Below are 16,748 nucleotides of genomic sequence, written 5' to 3'. Positions count from 1 at the left end.
CCGGACCGCGCACCCGCGGTCCGGGCCCGTGGCCGTTTCCGCTCGCGGGCTCCGTAGACTGGGCGCTGTGAGCGAGCACCCGCACAACGGCGACGGCCCCGAAGACGACGCGTACGAAATCCAGGACACCGCCTACGACGTGGACGACGACGTCGAGGACGCGGACGGGGCGGCCGACGGTACCCTCCGCGAGGCCGACCTGGCCGTCATCGAGGCGGGCAGCCGTACGCTGCGGGCCGGTGTGAGCCCGGTCGCGGCCGAGGACGACGTACCGGCGAGGCCCGCGGACCCCGCCGTCGACCGGGAGCTGCGCACGGTCGAGGAGGAACTGCTCGGCCGCTGGCCCGAGACGAAGCTGGAGCCCTCGCTCGACCGGATCACGGCGCTGATGGACGTCCTCGGCGACCCGCAGCGCGCCTACCCGGCGATCCACATCACCGGCACCAACGGCAAGACCAGCACCGCCCGGATGATCGAACGGCTGCTGCTCTCCTTCGACCTGCGCACCGGCCGCTACACCAGCCCGCACGTGCAGTCCGTCACCGAGCGGATCAGCCTGGACGGCGCGCCGATCTCCGCCGAGCGGTTCATCGAGACCTACCGCGACATCCAGCCCTTCGTCGGCATGGTGGACGACGCGCAGCCGCACCGGCTGTCGTTCTTCGAGGTGCTCACCGGGATGGCGTACGCGGCCTTCGCGGACGCGCCGGTCGATGTCGCGGTGGTCGAGGTCGGCATGGGCGGCGGCTGGGACGCCACCAACGTGGTGGACGGCCAGGTCGCCGTGGTCACCCCGATCGCGCTCGACCACACCGACCGGCTGGGCTCCACGCCCGGCGAGATCGCGGTGGAGAAGAGCGGCATCATCAAGAAGGACGCCACCGCCGTCCTGGCCCAGCAGCCCGCCGACGCGGCGCAGACGCTGCTCAAGCGGGCCGTGGAGGCGGACGCGACGGTCGCCCGCGAGGGCATGGAGTTCGGCGTCGTGCACCGCGAGGTCGCCGTCGGCGGGCAACTGCTGACGCTGCGCGGCCTGGGCGGCGAGTACGAACAGGTCTTCCTGCCGCTGCACGGCGAGCACCAGGCGCACAACGCGGCGGTCGCGCTGGCCGCCGTCGAGGCGTTCTTCGGCATCGGCAGCACCCAGTCGCGCACCCTCGACATGGACACCGTGCGGGCCGCGTTCGCCTCGGTCACCTCGCCCGGCCGCCTGGAAGTGGTGCGCCGCAGCCCCACCGTGGTGCTGGACGCGGCGCACAATCCGGCGGGCGCCGCCGCGGCGGCGGCGGCGGTCGGTGAGGCGTTCGGCTTCACGCACCTGGTCGGTGTGGTCGGGCCGAGCGGCGACAAGGACGTACGCGGGCTGCTGGAAGCGTTCGAGCCGGTCTTCTCCGAGGTGGTCGTGACCCGTAACTCGACGCACCGCGCGATGGACGTGGACGAATTGGCGGCGCTGGCCGTCGAGGTGTTCGGGGACGACCGGGTGCAGGTCGAGCCGAGGCTGGACGACGCGCTGGAGGCGGCGATCACGCTCGCCGAGGACGAGGGCGAGTTCTCCGGGGCCGGAGTGCTGGTCACCGGTTCCGTCATCACCGTGGGAGAGGCCCGGCTGCTGCTGGGCCGCAAGTGAAGGGGGCGGGACGATGCGGACGCTGTGCGCGAGCACGCTGATCGGCGAGTTCTTCGTCATCGGCTTCGCCGGTCTGGTCGCGATGAAACATCCCGACCTGTCGATGGGCACCGTCTGGACGGTGTGCGGGATCGCCATGGCGCTGTGCGTGCTGCTGTGCGGGATGCTCACCCGGCCGGGCGCGCTGACCGTCGGCTGGGTGCTCCAGGCCGCGCTGGTGGTCAGCGGGTACTGGGTCGGCACGATGTTCTTCCTCGGCGTGATCTTCGCCGGTCTGTGGTGGGCGGCGATCCACTACGGGCGCAAGGTGGACGTCCTGAAGGCCCGGCACGCGGCGCAGGCCGAGGCGCAGGCACAAGACCGTGCGCAGGCCCAGGAGGCGTGACCCCAGCGACACCGTCCGTCCCGCCCGTCCCGGCCCGGTGTCCGCCGGGCGCCGCCCGCCCTTGTAGGCTCGTCATACTTCGCACCCCGCCGGCCGGAGCCCATACGGCCGCGCCCCCCGCGGCCGCACCCCGCCGGCCGTACGCCGCACCCGTACACCGAACCCGTAGACCGCACACAGCAGGAGCCGTCCCGTGTCGCAGCGCACCCTTGTCCTTCTCAAGCCGGACACCGTCCGCCGCGGCCTGATCGGCGAGGTCGTCGGCCGCATCGAACGCAAGGCGGGCTGGACCGTCGCCGCGCTCGAACTGCGCACCCTGGACCGCGGCACGCTGGAGCAGCACTACGCCGAGCACGTCGGCCGTCCGTTCTACGAGCCGCTGATGGACTTCATGGCATCGGGCCCCGCGGTCGCGATGGTCGTCGAGGGCGAGCGGGTCATCGAGGGCGTCCGCGCGCTGGCCGGCCCGACCGACCCGATCGCCGCCGCGCCGGGCTCCATTCGGGGGGACTTCGGGACGATTGTCCGGGAGAATCTGATCCACGCCTCGGACTCCGAGGAGTCCGCCGAGCGCGAGATCAAGATCTTCTTCCCCGGTCTGGCCTAATCCCGGGACCCGGCTGTTCGGGTACGGAGTACCGTTGCTGACGCCCCGTCGGACCAGGCGCCCGGGGGAATCCCGCCGCCCCAGGCATATGCCGTCGGCGATCGGGAACCAAACACCCCGACACGGCGTCACCATTACAGAGGTCCGCTGTGTGTTCTGATGACAATGACGTCGGAACCCCGACCCCGTGCCCCGCCGGGCGCGACTACGATGGAATCTCCGCTCAAGCTCGGGAAGGCCAGACGTATCCACATGGCGAACAACATGTCGTTCATCGGCCGTGACATGGCAGTCGACCTCGGGACGGCCAACACGCTGGTGTACGTCAGGGGCCGCGGGATCGTCCTGAACGAGCCGTCGGTCGTGGCCGTCAACACCAACACCGGCGGCATCCTCGCGGTCGGTTCCGAGGCCAAGAAGATGATCGGCCGCACCCCCGGCAACATCGTCGCGGTGCGCCCCCTGAAGGACGGCGTCATCGCCGACTTCGAGATCACCGAGCGCATGCTGCGCTACTTCATCCTCAAGATCCACAAGCGGCGGTACCTGGCCCGCCCGCGGGTGGTCGTCTGCGTGCCCTCCGGTATCACCGGAGTCGAGCGACGCGCCGTCATCGAGGCGTCCACGCAGGCCGGCGCCCGTACCGTGCACATCATCGAGGAGCCGATGGCGGCGGCGATCGGCGCCGGGCTCCCGGTGCACGAGGCCACCGGCAACATGGTGGTGGACATCGGCGGCGGCACCACCGAGGTCGCGGTGATCAGCCTCGGCGGCATCGTCACCGCCCAGTCCATCCGTGTCGCGGGCGACGAGCTGGACAACGCGATCATCCAGCACATCAAGAAGGAGTACAGCCTCCTGCTCGGTGAGCGGACCGCGGAGCAGATCAAGCTCACCATCGGTTCCGCCTTCGCCTCCAAGGACGACGACGAGCACACCGAGATCCGCGGCCGTGACCTGGTCAGCGGCCTGCCCAAGACCGTGGTGATCTCCGCGGCCGAGGTGCGCAAGGCCATCGAGGAGCCGGTCAACGCGATCGTCGACGCGGTGAAGACCACCCTGGACAAGTGCCCGCCCGAGCTGTCCGGCGACATCATGGACCGCGGGATCGTGCTGGCCGGCGGCGGCGCGCTGCTGCGCGGCCTGGACGAGCGGCTGCGGCACGAGACGGGAATGCCCATTCACATCGCCGAGTCGCCGCTGGACTGCGTGGCGTTGGGCGCGGGCAAGTGCGTCGAGGAATTCGAGGCACTCCAGCAGGTGCTCGACTCCTCTCCACGCAGATGAGGCACGGGCAGCACACGGGCTCACCGGTCGCCCGCAGCGACGGCGGGAACCCGCCCCACAAGCTCTGACCGGCCGCGGTGCACAGCGGCGGCAGGTCCGATGAGGAAGGCACGGACTGGCGCCCGTGAGGGACACACGAGAGAGCCGGCTTCTGCTGGTGCTGCTGGTGGTGATCGCGTTCGCGCTGATCACCGTGGACATCAGGGGCGGTGAGGACTCACCGCTCGACCGGCCACGGCAGGCGGCGCAGTCCGTCTTCGGCCCCGTCGAGAACTCCGTGTCAGGCGTTGTCGACCCGGTGGGCAACGCCATAGACGCGGTCCGCGACTCCGGCGGCCGCAACAGCACCATCAGCCGCCTGCAACACGAGAACGAGGCGCTCAAGCAGCAGCTCGGCAGCAAGGACGTCACCCGTAACCGGGCGGCGGAGCTGGACAAGCTGCTGAAGACCGCGGGTACCGGGCAGTACGCCATCAAGGGCGCGCAGGTCATCGCGATAGGAGCCGCCCAGGGATTCTCCTGGACGGTCACCATCGACGCGGGCAGCAAGGACGGCGTCACCCGCGACATGACGGTCATCGACGGTGACGGTCTGGTCGGCCGGGTCACCACCGTGGGACCCTCCACCTCCACGGTGCTGCTGGCCAACGACCCGGACTTCACCGTGGGCACCCGCATGGAGGGCTCCATGGAGCTGGGCTTCGCCACCGGCCAGGGCAACCAGCCGATGCGCGTGCAGCTCCTCAACGGCAAGGCCACGGTGCACAACGGCGACCGGCTGGTCACCTTCGGCTCCGAGGCGGGCAAGCCGTTCGTGCCGGGTGTGCCGGTCGGCAAGGTCGTCGGCGTCGACCCCTCGGGCGGCAACCTCACCAAGACCGTCCAGGTGCAGCCGTTCGTCGGCTTCACCCGGCTGGACATCGTCGGTGTCGTCGTCCAGGGCCCGCGCACCGACCCGCGCGACAGCGTGCTGCCGCCTAAGCCGGCCCCGTCGCCCAAGCCGAAGCCCAAGTCCACGCCCAAGCCCGGCTCGACCCCGACCGGCGGTGCCACCCCCGGCACCACGGCCGGCACCACGGAAAATACGACAAGCAACGGCAAGAGGGGCTGAGACACCGTGCGCCTCAACCGGATCGTGCTCTCCACCGTCCTCGTGGTGATCGCCATGGTCGCCCAGGTCAGCGTGCTGGCCCGGCTCCACCTGCCCGGCGCGGTCCCCGACCTGCTGCTGCTGACCGTGCTCGGCCTGGCCATCGCCTACGGCCACGTCGGCGGCTGCCTGATCGGCTTCGGCGCGGGACTGCTCGCCGACCTCGCGCCACCGGCCGACCACGCGGTCGGCCGCTACGCGCTGGTGCTGTGCGTCATCGGCTACCTGGCCGGACTCGCCAAGCCCGAGAGCGGCCAACTGCGCACGGCAGCCGGACCCATGCTCGTCGTGATCGGCGCGGCCGTCGGCACCACGCTGCTGTACGCGGGCGTCGGCAGTCTCGTCGGCGACACCGCGGGCGCCCATGTGGGCCTGCCCAAGCTGGTGTTCACCGCGACCATCTACGACCTGCTGCTCGCGCCCTTCGTGGTGCCGCTCGTGATGGCCCTGGCCAGACGCTTCGACCACGATCCGCTCACCGAGGACCCGACGGGCGGCTTCGGCGGCAGCGCGCTGCGCACCCGGCCCACCCGTACCAGGACCGGTTCCGGGATCAGCCCGCAGCGCGGCCTGTTCGGCCGGGCCAAGACGATGGCCTCGATGCCCAGGGGGGCCAGAAGGTGAGCAACATCCCGGAGACCGGGCGCACCTCCCGGGTCACGATCCGCCTGGTCATCCTCCAGATCCTCGTGGTGTCGCTGCTGCTCACCCTCGGCGGACGCCTGTGGTACCTCCAGATCCGCAACGGCCAGGAGTACGACCAGAAGGCCGCGAACAACCACATCCAGCAGGTCGTCACCCCGGCCGTCCGCGGCTCGATCCTCGACGACCGCGGTGTGCCGCTCGCCGACAACCAGACGCGCCTGGTGGTCTCCGCCTCCCGCACCGACCTGCTCAAGCAGCGCGACGACGGCCTGGCCGTACTGACCCGGCTCGCCGGTGTCCTCGGGCTGACCCCCAAGGACGTCACCGACAAGGTGCGCCTGTGCGACGCGAAGACGCCCAAGCCGTGCTGGAACGGCTCGCCGTACCAGCCGATCCCGATCACCGACGAGGCCACCACCCAGCAGGCGCTCCAGATCATGGAGCGGCGCGAGGACTTCCCCGGCGTCACCGCCGAGCCCACCGCCGTACGCCGCTACCCCGGTCCTTCCAAGGCGAACACCGCGCAGGTGCTCGGCTATCTGTCGCCGGTCACCGACGCGGAGCTGACCGCCTCGGAGAAGACCGACGCGCCGCTCCAGCGCTCCGACCAGATCGGCCGCTCCGGCCTGGAGAGCGTCTACGACGCGCAGTTGCGCGGCAAGGCGGGCGTGACCCGCTACGAGGTCGACAACCTCGGCCGGGTGATCGGCAAGGCGGGCGACACCCCGGCGCAGCCCGGCGCGAACCTGGTGACCAGCATCGACTCCAAGGTCCAGGCGCTCACCGAGAAGGAACTCGCGCAGGCCATGGCCGACGCGCGCACGACGTACGACAGCATCACCCACCAGAACTACAAGGCCGACTCCGGTGCGGCCGTCGTCCTGGACAACAGCACCGGCCAGGTCATCGCCATGGCCAGCGCCCCCACCTACGACCCCAACGAGTGGGTCGGCGGGATCTCCGCCAAGGACTACAAGGCGCTCAATGAGACCGAGTCCAACTTCCCGCTGCTCAACCGCGCCACGCAGGGCCAGTCGGCGCCCGGCTCCACCTTCAAGGTGGTGTCCACCTCGGCGGCCGTCAACGCCGGTTACGACATCAACGGCGGCTACCCCTGCACCTCGTCGATGACCATCGGCAACCAGGTCTTCAAGAACTTCGAGAACGAGAGCTTCGGCGACATCTCGCTCGGCCGCGCCCTGGAGGTCTCCTGCGACACCGTGTTCTACGGCATCGCGTACGACCAGTGGCAGAAGGACGGCGGCACCGACCCCAAGCACCCCAAGGACTGGTTCTACAAGACCGCCCACCAGTTCGGCCTCGGTGCCAAGACCGGCATCGACCTGCCGGGCGAGGTCACCGGCCGCGTCCCCGACCGTCAGTGGAAGCAGAGCTACTACGACGCGATGAAGGACTACTGGTGCAAGCTCAAGAAGACCAGTAAGAAGAACGACCTGGCCACCGCCATCGCGCGGGAGAACTGCACCGACGGTTACGTGCTGCGTGCCGGTGACTCCGTCAACTACGCGATCGGCCAGGGCGACACGCTCGTCACGCCGATCCAGATGGCCCGGATCTACGCGGCGCTCGCCAACGGCGGCACGCTGTACCAGCCGACCATAGGGAAGGCCGTGGTCAGCGCGGACGGCAAGACCGTCACGCCGATCAAGCCGAAGGTGGCGGGCAAGCTGCCCGACTCCAAGTCGACGCTGAAGTACATCAACAAGGCCACCGCGGGCGTCGTCACGGACGGTACGGCCAACTGGAAGTTCGCCGGCTGGCCGCAGGACAAGATCACGCTGCACGCCAAGACCGGTACCGCCGAGGTCTCCGGCAAGCAGACGACCTCGTGGCTGACCACGTACACCAAGGACTACACGATCGTGATGACGATCTCGCAGGCCGGTACCGGCTCCGGCGCCTCGGGCACCGCGGTCCGCCGGATCTACGAGGCGATGTACGGCATCGAGAAGGACGGCCCGAAGATCGACGCGAGCAAGGGCATCATGCCCAAGCCGGTCGCCGCGCTGCCGAAGATCTCCGGTGACGGCGTCGTCGTGCCCGCCTCCGACACCACCTTGACGCCGTCGCAGCACGGCACGCCGGGCGACCCGGGCCCGGTGCTCGCGGCCCTCACCCCGACCCGCACCGAGAAGCTGCTGCAAGGCAGGAAATCCTGGTCATGAGTGCCACCAACAGCTACTCGATCCGCCGCTTCACCCCCGAGCGGTCCACGCTGGGCAAGCTCCTCGCCCGCGACTCGATAGCGCGCCGGATGGACTGGGTGCTGCTCTTCGCGTCGCTCGCGCTGACCGCCATCGGCACGATGCTGGTGTACTCCGCGACCCGCAACCGCACCAACCTCACCCACGGCGACCAGTACTACTTCCTGATGCGGCACCTGATGAACGCCGGGATCGGCGCGGGTCTCGCGATCGGTGTCGTCGTCATAGGGCACCGCAGGATGCGCGGCATCGTGCCGTTCTACTACGTGCTGGCGATCCTCGGCATCCTCGCGGTGCTCAGCCCGCTCGGCTCGACCGTCAACGGCGCGCACTCGTGGATCGTGATCGGCGGCGGCTTCTCGCTCCAGCCGTCGGAATTCGTGAAGGTCGCGATCATCCTCGGCATGGCGATGGTGCTGTCCGCGCGGGTGGACGCGGGCGACCGCGAGCATCCGGACCACAGGACCGTGCTCCAGTCGCTGGGCCTGGCCGCGCTGCCGATCCTGATCATCATGATGATGCCGGACCTCGGCTCGGTGATGGTGATGGCGGCGATCGTGCTCGGGGTGCTGCTCTCCTCCGGCGCGTCCAACCGGTGGGTGTTCGGCCTGATCGCCGCCGGGATCGGCGGCGCCCTCGCCGTCTGGCAGCTCGGCATCCTCGACAAGTACCAGATCGACCGCTTCGCGGCCTTCGCCAACCCCGCCCTGGACCCGGCGGGCGTCGGCTACAACACCAGCCAGGCGCGGATCGCCATCGGTTCCGGCGGTCTGCTCGGCAAGGGCCTGTTCCACGGCAGCCAGACCACCGGCCAGTTCGTGCCCGAGCAGCAGACGGACTTCGTCTTCTCGGTCGCGGGCGAGGAACTGGGCTTCCTCGGCGCCGCCCTGATCATCGCGCTGATCGGCCTCATCCTGTGGCGGGCCTGCGCCATCGCCCGCAATGCCACCGACCTGTACGGCACGATCGTCGCCGCCGGAGTCGTCGCCTGGTTCGCCTTCCAGTCCTTCGAGAACATCGGCATGACGCTGGGCATCATGCCGGTCGCGGGTATCCCCTTGCCCTTTGTGTCGTACGGCGGATCATCGATGTTCGCCAACTGTGTGGCCATAGGTCTGTTGCAGTCCGTACGGATGCAGCGGCCGATGTCGGCGTGACGCGCGGGCCCGGCCGGTCGGAAGGGGTCCGCGGATCCCGTCCCGGCCGGCCGCGCCGTTGCTCGCGGGCGGGGCGCCCGGTTACCGTCGAGCATGGGTCAGCGAGTGCGCGAGACCGAACGCAAGTACGAGGCCGGTGACGGCCCCGGCCGCCCCCTGACGCCTCCCGACCTCGAAGGACTGCCGTCCGTCGCCGGAATCCGGCGCCTGGACCCCGTCCTCCTCGACGCCGTCTACTACGACACCGCCGGCCTCGCGCTGGCCGCCCACCGCACCACGCTCCGCCGCCGTACCGGGGGCGAGGACGCGGGCTGGCACCTGAAACTGCCCACCGGCGAGCCCGACACCCGCACCGAGGTCCGCGTCCCGCTGGGCGCCGCCGACGACGCCCCGCCCGAGGAGCTGCGCACCGAGGTCGCCGCGCTGCTCAGGGGCCGCCCGCTGAACCCGGTGGTCCGGCTGCGCACAACCCGGCACCGGACCCTGCTGCTGGACGCGGAGGGCGGCGCGCTCGCCGAGATCGCCCACGACGAGGTCACGGCGTACGTGTACGCGGCAGTCGAGTACGAGACCGGTGCGTACGAGACCGGCGCCGACGCGGGCGCGGGCGCGGACGGCCCGAGCTGGACCGAGACCGAGGTCGAGCTGATGCGCGGCCCGCCCGCCCTGCTGGACGCCGTCGAGGAACGGCTGACGGCGGCGGGGCAGCGCCGCTCGGCCTCCCGCTCCAAACTGGCCCGCGCGCTCGGCGACCGGCTCGCCGAACCGCCCGCGCCGCCCGGCACCCCCGCCACCGCGGGCGAGGTCGCCACCGGGTACCTGCGCGAACAGCTCACCGCGATCCTCGCGCTCGACCCGCTGGTGCGGCGCGACCAGGAGGACGCCGTGCACCGGATGCGGGTCGCCACCCGCAGGGCCCGCAGCGCCCTCAAGAGCTTCCGCAGGGAACTGGACCGCGGTGCCACCGACCCGCTCGGCGCGGAGCTGAAGTGGCTGGCCGCCGTCCTCGGCACCGAACGCGACCGCGAGGTGCTCGCGGACCGCGTGGACGGGCTGCTCGCCGAGGCCGACCCCGCGCTGGTCACCGCGGCCGTACGCGACCGGCTGCGGGGCCTGGCCGCCGACAGCCACGCGCGGTCCCACGCGGCCCTGGTCCGGGTGCTGAAAGGGACCCGCTACTTCGCGCTGCTTGACAGCCTGGAGGCGCTGCTCGTGCTGCCGCCGTTCCTGGTGTCGGCCGCCGCGCCCGCCCACGAGGCCGCCACCGCCGCCGTGGGCCGCGACCACCTGCGGCTGCGGCGGCAGATCCAGGCCGCGCTGGCGCTGCCGCCCGGCGGCGACCGCGACATCGCGCTGCACGAGGCCCGCAAATCCGCCAAGCGCGCCCGCTACTGCGGCGAGGCCGCGCAGCCGGTGGTCGGCAAGCGGGCCGCCGCCCACACCGGCCGGATGAAGTCCGTCCAGCAGCTCCTCGGCGAGCACCAGGACAGCGTGATGTGCCGGGCCGCGCTCGGCCGTACCGCGCGGGAGGCGCGGGCGGCTGGGGAGCCCACCGAGGCGTACACGGCGCTGATCGCGGCCGAGCGGGCCAGAGCGGCGGCCGTGGAGGCGGAACTGCCGGATGTCTGGCGGTCGGCGGACCGCGACATCTGAGCCGGGGCCTGGGTGCGGCGGGGCCGCCGTACAGAGGCCGGGCCTGGGTGCGGCGGGGCCGCCGTACAGGGGCGCGATGGGGGCGCCGTATATGGGCGGGGCCTGGGCGCGGTGGGGCCGTGACAGATGAGCGGGACCGGGCCGCCGTGAGACACGGGTACCCTTGAGGGTCACCCAGCCCCCACGCCGCCGGCCGGGGGAGTCCCAGCCGTCTGATGAGAGTCGCCGAGATGCCTGTCGAGTCGGTCTTCCCGCGCCTGGAAGCACTTCTCCCGCACGTCCAGAAGCCGATCCAGTACGTCGGCGGCGAGCTGAACTCCACCGTCAAGGAGTGGGACAGCACCGACGTCCGCTGGGTGTTGATGTACCCGGACGCGTACGAGGTGGGCCTGCCCAACCAGGGCGTCATGATCCTCTACGAGGTGCTCAACGAGCGCGAGGGCGTCCTGGCCGAGCGCACGTACAGCGTGTGGCCCGACCTGGAAGCGCTGATGCGCGAGCACGATGTGCCGCAGTTCACGGTCGACGCGCACCGCCCGGTCCGCGCCTTCGACGTCTTCGGCCTCAGCTTCTCCACGGAGCTGGGCTACACCAACATGCTCACCGCGCTCGACCTGTCGGGCATCCCGCTGCTCGCCGCCGACCGCACGCTGGACGACCCGATCGTGCTGGCGGGCGGCCACGCCGCGTTCAACCCCGAGCCGATCGCCGACTTCATCGACGCGGCCGTCATCGGCGACGGCGAGCAGGCCGTCCTGGAGATGACCGAGGTCATCCGCGCGTGGAAGGCCGAGGGCCACCCCGGCGGCCGGGACGAGGTGCTGCTGCGGCTGGCGAGGACCGGCGGGGTGTACGTGCCGCGCTTCTACGACGTGGAGTATCTGGCCGACGGCCGGATCTCCCGCGTCGTGCCCAACCGCAGCGGCGTGCCGTGGCGGGTGTCCAAGCACACCGTGATGGACCTCGACGAGTGGCCGTACCCCAAGCAGCCGCTGGTGCCGCTGGCCGAGACCGTGCACGAGCGGATGTCGGTGGAGATCTTCCGCGGCTGCACGCGCGGCTGCCGCTTCTGCCAGGCGGGCATGATCACCCGCCCGGTGCGCGAGCGGTCCATCACCGGGATCGGCGAGATGGTCGAGAAGGGCCTGAAGGCCACCGGCTTCGAGGAGGTCGGCCTGCTCTCGCTGTCCTCCGCCGACCACACCGAGATCGCCGAGGTCGCCAAGGGCCTCGCCGACCGGTACGAGGACGACAAGATCGGCCTGTCCCTGCCGTCCACCCGCGTCGACGCCTTCAACATCGACCTGGCCAACGAGCTGACCCGCAACGGCCGCCGCTCCGGTCTGACCTTCGCCCCCGAGGGCGGCTCCGAGCGGATCCGCAAGGTCATCAACAAGATGGTCTCGGAAGAGGACCTGATCCGTACCGTGGCCACCGCGTACGGCAACGGCTGGCGGCAGGTGAAGCTCTACTTCATGTGCGGGCTGCCCACCGAGACCGACGAGGACGTCCTCCAGATCGCCGACATGGCGAAGAAGGTCATCGCCAAGGGCCGCGAGGTCACCGGGCAGAACGACATCCGCTGCACCGTCTCCATCGGCGGGTTCGTGCCCAAGCCGCACACCCCCTTCCAGTGGGCCCCGCAGCTCGGCGTGGAAGAGACCGACGCCCGGCTGGAGAAGCTGCGCGACGCGATCCGCGGCGACAAGAAGTACGGCCGCAACATCGGCTTCCGCTACCACGACGGCAAGCCCGGCATCATCGAGGGCCTGCTCTCCCGCGGCGACCGCCGGGTGTCGGCCGTCATCCGGGCCGTCTACGAGGACGGCGGCCGGTTCGACGGCTGGCGCGAGCACTTCAGCTACGACCGCTGGCTGCGCGCCGCCGAGGCCGAACTGCCCGCCTTCGGCGTCGACCTGTCCTGGTACACCACCCGCGAGCGCACCGCCGAGGAGGTCCTGCCCTGGGACCACCTGGACTCCGGCCTCGACAAGGACTGGCTGTGGGAGGACTGGCAGGACGCCCTGGACGAGACCGAGGTCGACGACTGCCGCTGGACGCCGTGCTTCGACTGCGGTGTCTGCCCGCAGATGGACACCCACATCCAGGTCGGTCCGACGGGGCAGAAGCTGCTGCCGCTGTCGGTCGTGAAGTGACGGTCGGCGCCGCCGCGAGGTAGCGCGGCACGGCCCGTGGCCCCGCACGCAGGACGCGTGCGGGGCCACGGGTTTTTTTCTCGGGGGGCGAGAGCCTTCGGTTACGAGCCGTTGATCACGTACTGCGATCCGGGCTCGATGAGGACGTTGCCGTTGGCGGAGTTGGTGATGGTGACGTGGGACAGATTGGCGCTGCCCCGCGCGCCGCCCTGGGCGCGGATCCCGGCGCCGTTGTTGGACTTGTCGATGGTGACGTTGCTGATGGTGACGCCCGGCATGGCGCCGCCGCCGTTCTTGAACTGGATCCCGTCGTAGGTGGAGTCGGCGATGTCGGTGTCCCGGATGGTGACGCCGGTGATGTCACTGGTGGAGGCGAACAGGGTGATGGCCCCGAACTTCTGCGCCTCGCCCCAGAAGACGCCGCCGCCGCGCTGGATGCCGTTGTTGGCGATCAGCGTCTGACCGGAGAACGGCAGCGGGTCGTGGTCGGTGGCCAGCATGATCGCCGGGTAGTTCATCGTGTCGTAGACGAGGTTGTTCTCGATGGTGTTGCCGTAACCGCCGTAGATCGCCAGGCCGTTGGCGCGCCAGGGCAACTGGATGGTGTTGTTCACGAAGTGGTTGTCGTGCGCGATGTCGACGGACTGGTCCTTGACGTACTTGTTGGCCCAGACCGCGAGCGAGTCGTCGCCCGTGGTGCGGAAGGAGGAGTTGAAGACCTTCGAATTACGGGTGCCGTTGGTGAAGTTGATGCCGTCGGCGTAGGTGTCGCGGATGCGCATCCCGCTGAATTCGAGGCCGTCCGCCGGTCCCCACAGGGCGGGGATGTTGTCGTAGTCGCGGCCCACCCAGACACCGACGTTGGCGTGCTCGATCCACACGTTGCTGATCTTGGTGTTCTTGCCGAACCGGCCGTTGAGGCCCACGCCGCCCTCGGCGTTGCCGTCACCGCCGCGGATCCGGCCCGAGCCGAAGATCGCGATGTCGGAGATCTGCGTGTTGTTGTCGATGTCGAAGCCGAAGTTGCCCTCGTGCGGGTGGTTGATGCTGCCCACGGCGTCCTGCGGCTGGATCAGCGAGTAGAGCTGCGAGTACCACATGCCCGCGCCGCGGATCGTGACGTTGCTGATGCCGACCTGGTTGTACTGGCCGCGGTGCAGCGGGTCCTCGGTGAGGATCTTCTTCTCCTGGCGCCACTGGCCCGCCGGGATCCACACGCAGTTGATGACGCCGTTCTGGTTGTCGGTCACGGCCCGCTGGATCGCGGCGGTGTCCTCGATCCCGTCGTCCGGGATCGCGCCGTACTCGGTGATCGACGTGCACTCGGCGGGCTTGGCCTTCGGCGGCGCCACCTGCTCCAGGTCGATCAGGTCGATGACGTAGAACGACGCCGTGTCGGTCGCGTCCCGCTGGAGGCGGAATTTGGTGCCCACCGGATACGTCGTCGACAGCAGCGCGTTGGACTCGTCGAACAGCCGACGGGCGTCCGCCTGCGGGGAGTTGGTCAGCGCCTCGGGGCCGTCGGTGTTGCCGTACAGCCAACTGTGCTTCGAGGACAGGGTGATCTTCCGGTTGAACGTGTTGTTGATGTAGAGGCTGATCGTGGCCTCGATGCCGCCGCCGTTCGCGGCGTCGGGGATCGAGTTGCGCACCACGATCGAGTTGGTCGGGTTGGTGGAGGTGAACTCCACGAACTGACCGGTGGTGTTCAGCCGTACCGACTTGCGGCCCGAGGACTCGGTCGCGAAGTTGGTGTGGCCGAAGGTGCGCAGCGGGTCGGTCTCCAGGAGCGTGCCCTGGTACGTGGCGGCCTCGGCCTCGTACTCGGTGTACGGGACGGCGGCGCCGCGCCCGACCACGATCGAGCGGGAGAAGGTGTTGTTGTTCTCGTTGGTCTCGGTGACGACGTTGGTGGCGTCCGCGGTCGCGACGAGGGTGGCGCCGCCGCTGGTCGCGGTCCAGGTGCCGGTGACGTTCACGGTGACGGTCGCGCCCGCGGCGATCGCCGGGGTGCTGGTGTCGAGCGTGGTGCCGCCCACGGTGAGGCGGGTGACGGTGGCGACGCCCGTCGAGGTGGTGCCGCGGTTGTGCACCGAGACGGTGAAGGAGACGGCCGCGCCGACCGCGGGGCTCGCCGGATTGGAGGTGATGCCGAGCACTTCGAGGTCGGGGCCCGGCGCCTGCGCGACGACCAGTTTCGTCGGTGAGGCGAGGCTGTTGTTGTCCTTGCTCTGCTCGATGACGGTGCCATTGGGGTCGACCATGGCCGAGACGGTGTAACTGCCCACCGCCCGCTTGCCGACGGCGACCTGGACGGTGGCGGACGCACCGGCGGCGAGGGCGGCCACCGGGGCGCTGCCCGCGACGACACCGCCGACGCTGACATTGACGGTGGTCGCCGGGGACGCGGCGCTGCCGATGTTCTTCACGGTGGCGCTGACGTTCACGGTGTCGGTCTCGACCGGGGCGGTCGGGGTCCACGACAGCGCGGTGACGGTCAGGTCGGGGTTGGGCGCGGGTACGCCGATGACCTGCACCTCGGCGACCTGGCCGCCCGGGGCGCCGGAGTTGGAGAAGAACCCGAGCTGAAGGTCGGCGGCCCGGCCGGTGACCGGGATGGTCACGGTGTTCTGGTTGCTCGACGGGCTGAACGCGTAGTCGGCCCTGGCCTTCAGCGAGGTGAAGCCGGTCGCGCTCTGGCCGCGCCCGAGCACCTGGATGTTCTGCGTGCGCGGACCCCACGCGGCGTCGGGGTTGAGCTTGACGACGACGGAGGTGATGTCGGCGTCGGAGCCGAGCTTGACCGTCAGCGTCGACGGGAAGCCGTTGGACTCCCAGTAGCTGCCGGCCTGGCCGTCGTTGGCGTTGGACGCGACGAAGGACTGGGCCGTCGAGGACGCCTCGATCGGCTTGCCGCGCGCCAGGTCCTTGCCCGTGCCGTCACCGGGGCCCGGATCGCCGGGGCCGCCGGGGTCGGTCACCGTCGTGCCGTGGACCTCCAGCTCGGATATCTGCGCGGCCGGCCAGGCGGTGTTGGCGGTGATGTTCAGCCGTACGTAGCGGACCGTCGCGGCGCTGAAGTCGACCGTCACGGTGTTGGCGGAAGCCGGGTTGAAGGTGCGGCCCTGCGCGGCGGACAGCGTGCTGAAGGCGGCGCCGTCGGTGCTGCCCTGCACCGCGATGGTCTCGGTGCGCGCCTCCCAGCCGGCCGGCAGCTTGAGCACCACCTGGTCGACTGCGGCACCGCTGCCGCCGAGGTCGATCTGCACCCACTGCGGGAAGGCGTTGTTCGGCCCTTCCCAGTACGTGCCCTGGTTGCCGTCGGTGACGGCGGAGGCGGGGTATCCGCCCACGGCGCCGCTCGACGAAGCGGCCTTTCCCGAGGCGAGGTTGGGCCGGTCGGCCGCGGCGGCGGCCCCGGACAGTGGCAGGAGCCCGATGGCGATCAGACCGGCGGTGACCAGGCCGGTGATCAGCCGACGGCTGAGCTGTTTCCGTTTCATGTGTCCTCTGTTCAGTCGGAACGAGAGAGCGCGGACGACGCGCGGGACGCGCGGGGTTCGCAGGACGCGAGGCGGCTCCTGCCGTGAAGTTGCATACAGATGTGAAGAATTGAGAAAGCATTGACCAGCTTTTTGCGAGTCACATGGTGCGATCGTGTCACCTACTTGTCAACGGTTTACGCACGTCATTCGATTTGCTGACAAGACCCGCGCATGCCCAACACATGCCCGCCGCCGACGACTTGACGGGGCGAGACCTGCGCAAGGCCCCTGGCCCGCGCCGTGGCGGAGCGTTTTTGCGCGGTGCTGCGAGCCGCGCTTCGAGGCGTGCGTGGAGCCGTACTTGGAGG

The 16,748-nt window shown here is 70.3% G+C and carries 11 protein-coding genes; 10 read left to right on the top strand and 1 reads right to left on the bottom strand.

What is annotated here, in order from left to right; genetic code table 11:
• Positions 1–67 precede the first annotated feature (67 nt).
• The 10 genes from ACFZBB_RS02170 to ACFZBB_RS02125 all read left to right on the top strand — a co-directional run bounded on the left by ACFZBB_RS02170 (position 68) and on the right by ACFZBB_RS02125 (position 12,895).
• On the top strand, positions 68–1,630 hold the full coding sequence (locus ACFZBB_RS02170) for a glutamate ligase domain-containing protein (RefSeq protein WP_391116885.1): 1,563 nt from the start codon (positions 68–70) through the stop codon (positions 1,628–1,630).
• A 13-nt stretch (positions 1,631–1,643) separates the two neighbouring features.
• Positions 1,644–2,015: a DUF4233 domain-containing protein gene (locus tag ACFZBB_RS02165; protein WP_391116883.1), complete on the top strand. Its 372-nt coding sequence runs from the start codon at positions 1,644–1,646 to the stop codon at positions 2,013–2,015.
• A gap of 193 nt (positions 2,016–2,208) precedes the next feature.
• Complete coding sequence (ndk, locus tag ACFZBB_RS02160) at positions 2,209–2,622, top strand: nucleoside-diphosphate kinase (protein WP_188282321.1); 414 nt, start codon at positions 2,209–2,211, stop codon at positions 2,620–2,622.
• Positions 2,623–2,886: 264 nt separating this feature from the next.
• Positions 2,887–3,909 (top strand): rod shape-determining protein MreB, encoded by a 1,023-nt coding sequence (locus ACFZBB_RS02155; protein ID WP_391117490.1) that lies wholly within the window; start codon positions 2,887–2,889, stop codon positions 3,907–3,909.
• Between the two features lie 124 nt (positions 3,910–4,033).
• Positions 4,034–5,020: a rod shape-determining protein MreC gene (mreC, locus tag ACFZBB_RS02150; RefSeq protein ID WP_391116881.1), complete on the top strand. Its 987-nt coding sequence runs from the start codon at positions 4,034–4,036 to the stop codon at positions 5,018–5,020.
• A gap of 6 nt (positions 5,021–5,026) precedes the next feature.
• Positions 5,027–5,683, top strand: coding sequence for a rod shape-determining protein MreD (gene mreD / locus ACFZBB_RS02145; protein WP_391116879.1), 657 nt, complete (start codon positions 5,027–5,029; stop codon positions 5,681–5,683).
• The gene (gene mrdA / locus ACFZBB_RS02140) at positions 5,680–7,890 is read left to right on the top strand and encodes a penicillin-binding protein 2 (RefSeq protein ID WP_391116876.1); all 2,211 of its coding nucleotides are present in this window, start codon (positions 5,680–5,682) and stop codon (positions 7,888–7,890) included. The genes mreD and mrdA overlap by 4 nt, the downstream gene beginning before the upstream one ends.
• On the top strand, positions 7,887–9,086 hold the full coding sequence (gene rodA / locus ACFZBB_RS02135; protein ID WP_391116874.1) for a rod shape-determining protein RodA: 1,200 nt from the start codon (positions 7,887–7,889) through the stop codon (positions 9,084–9,086). Before mrdA ends, rodA begins: the two co-directional genes overlap by 4 nt.
• A 93-nt stretch (positions 9,087–9,179) precedes the next feature.
• Positions 9,180–10,739 carry a CHAD domain-containing protein gene (locus ACFZBB_RS02130; RefSeq protein WP_391116872.1) on the top strand — a complete coding sequence of 520 codons (1,560 nt, stop codon included), beginning with the start codon at positions 9,180–9,182 and terminating at the stop codon, positions 10,737–10,739.
• A gap of 230 nt (positions 10,740–10,969) precedes the next feature.
• Positions 10,970–12,895 (top strand): TIGR03960 family B12-binding radical SAM protein, encoded by a 1,926-nt coding sequence (locus ACFZBB_RS02125; RefSeq protein ID WP_391116869.1) that lies wholly within the window; start codon positions 10,970–10,972, stop codon positions 12,893–12,895.
• Positions 12,896–12,996: 101 nt separating this feature from the next.
• On the opposite strand, the gene ACFZBB_RS02120 is transcribed toward ACFZBB_RS02125, so the two are convergent.
• The gene (locus ACFZBB_RS02120; protein WP_391116867.1) at positions 12,997–16,398 is read right to left on the bottom strand and encodes a CARDB domain-containing protein; all 3,402 of its coding nucleotides are present in this window, start codon (positions 16,396–16,398) and stop codon (positions 12,997–12,999) included.
• Positions 16,399–16,748: the final 350 nt, after the last annotated feature.

The organism is Streptomyces sp. NPDC008139, assembly GCF_042957025.1.
Lineage (GTDB): Bacteria > Actinomycetota > Actinomycetes > Streptomycetales > Streptomycetaceae > Actinacidiphila.
Note: the sequence above shows the minus strand (reverse complement) of the source record. Positions and strands in the feature narration are given on the sequence as shown.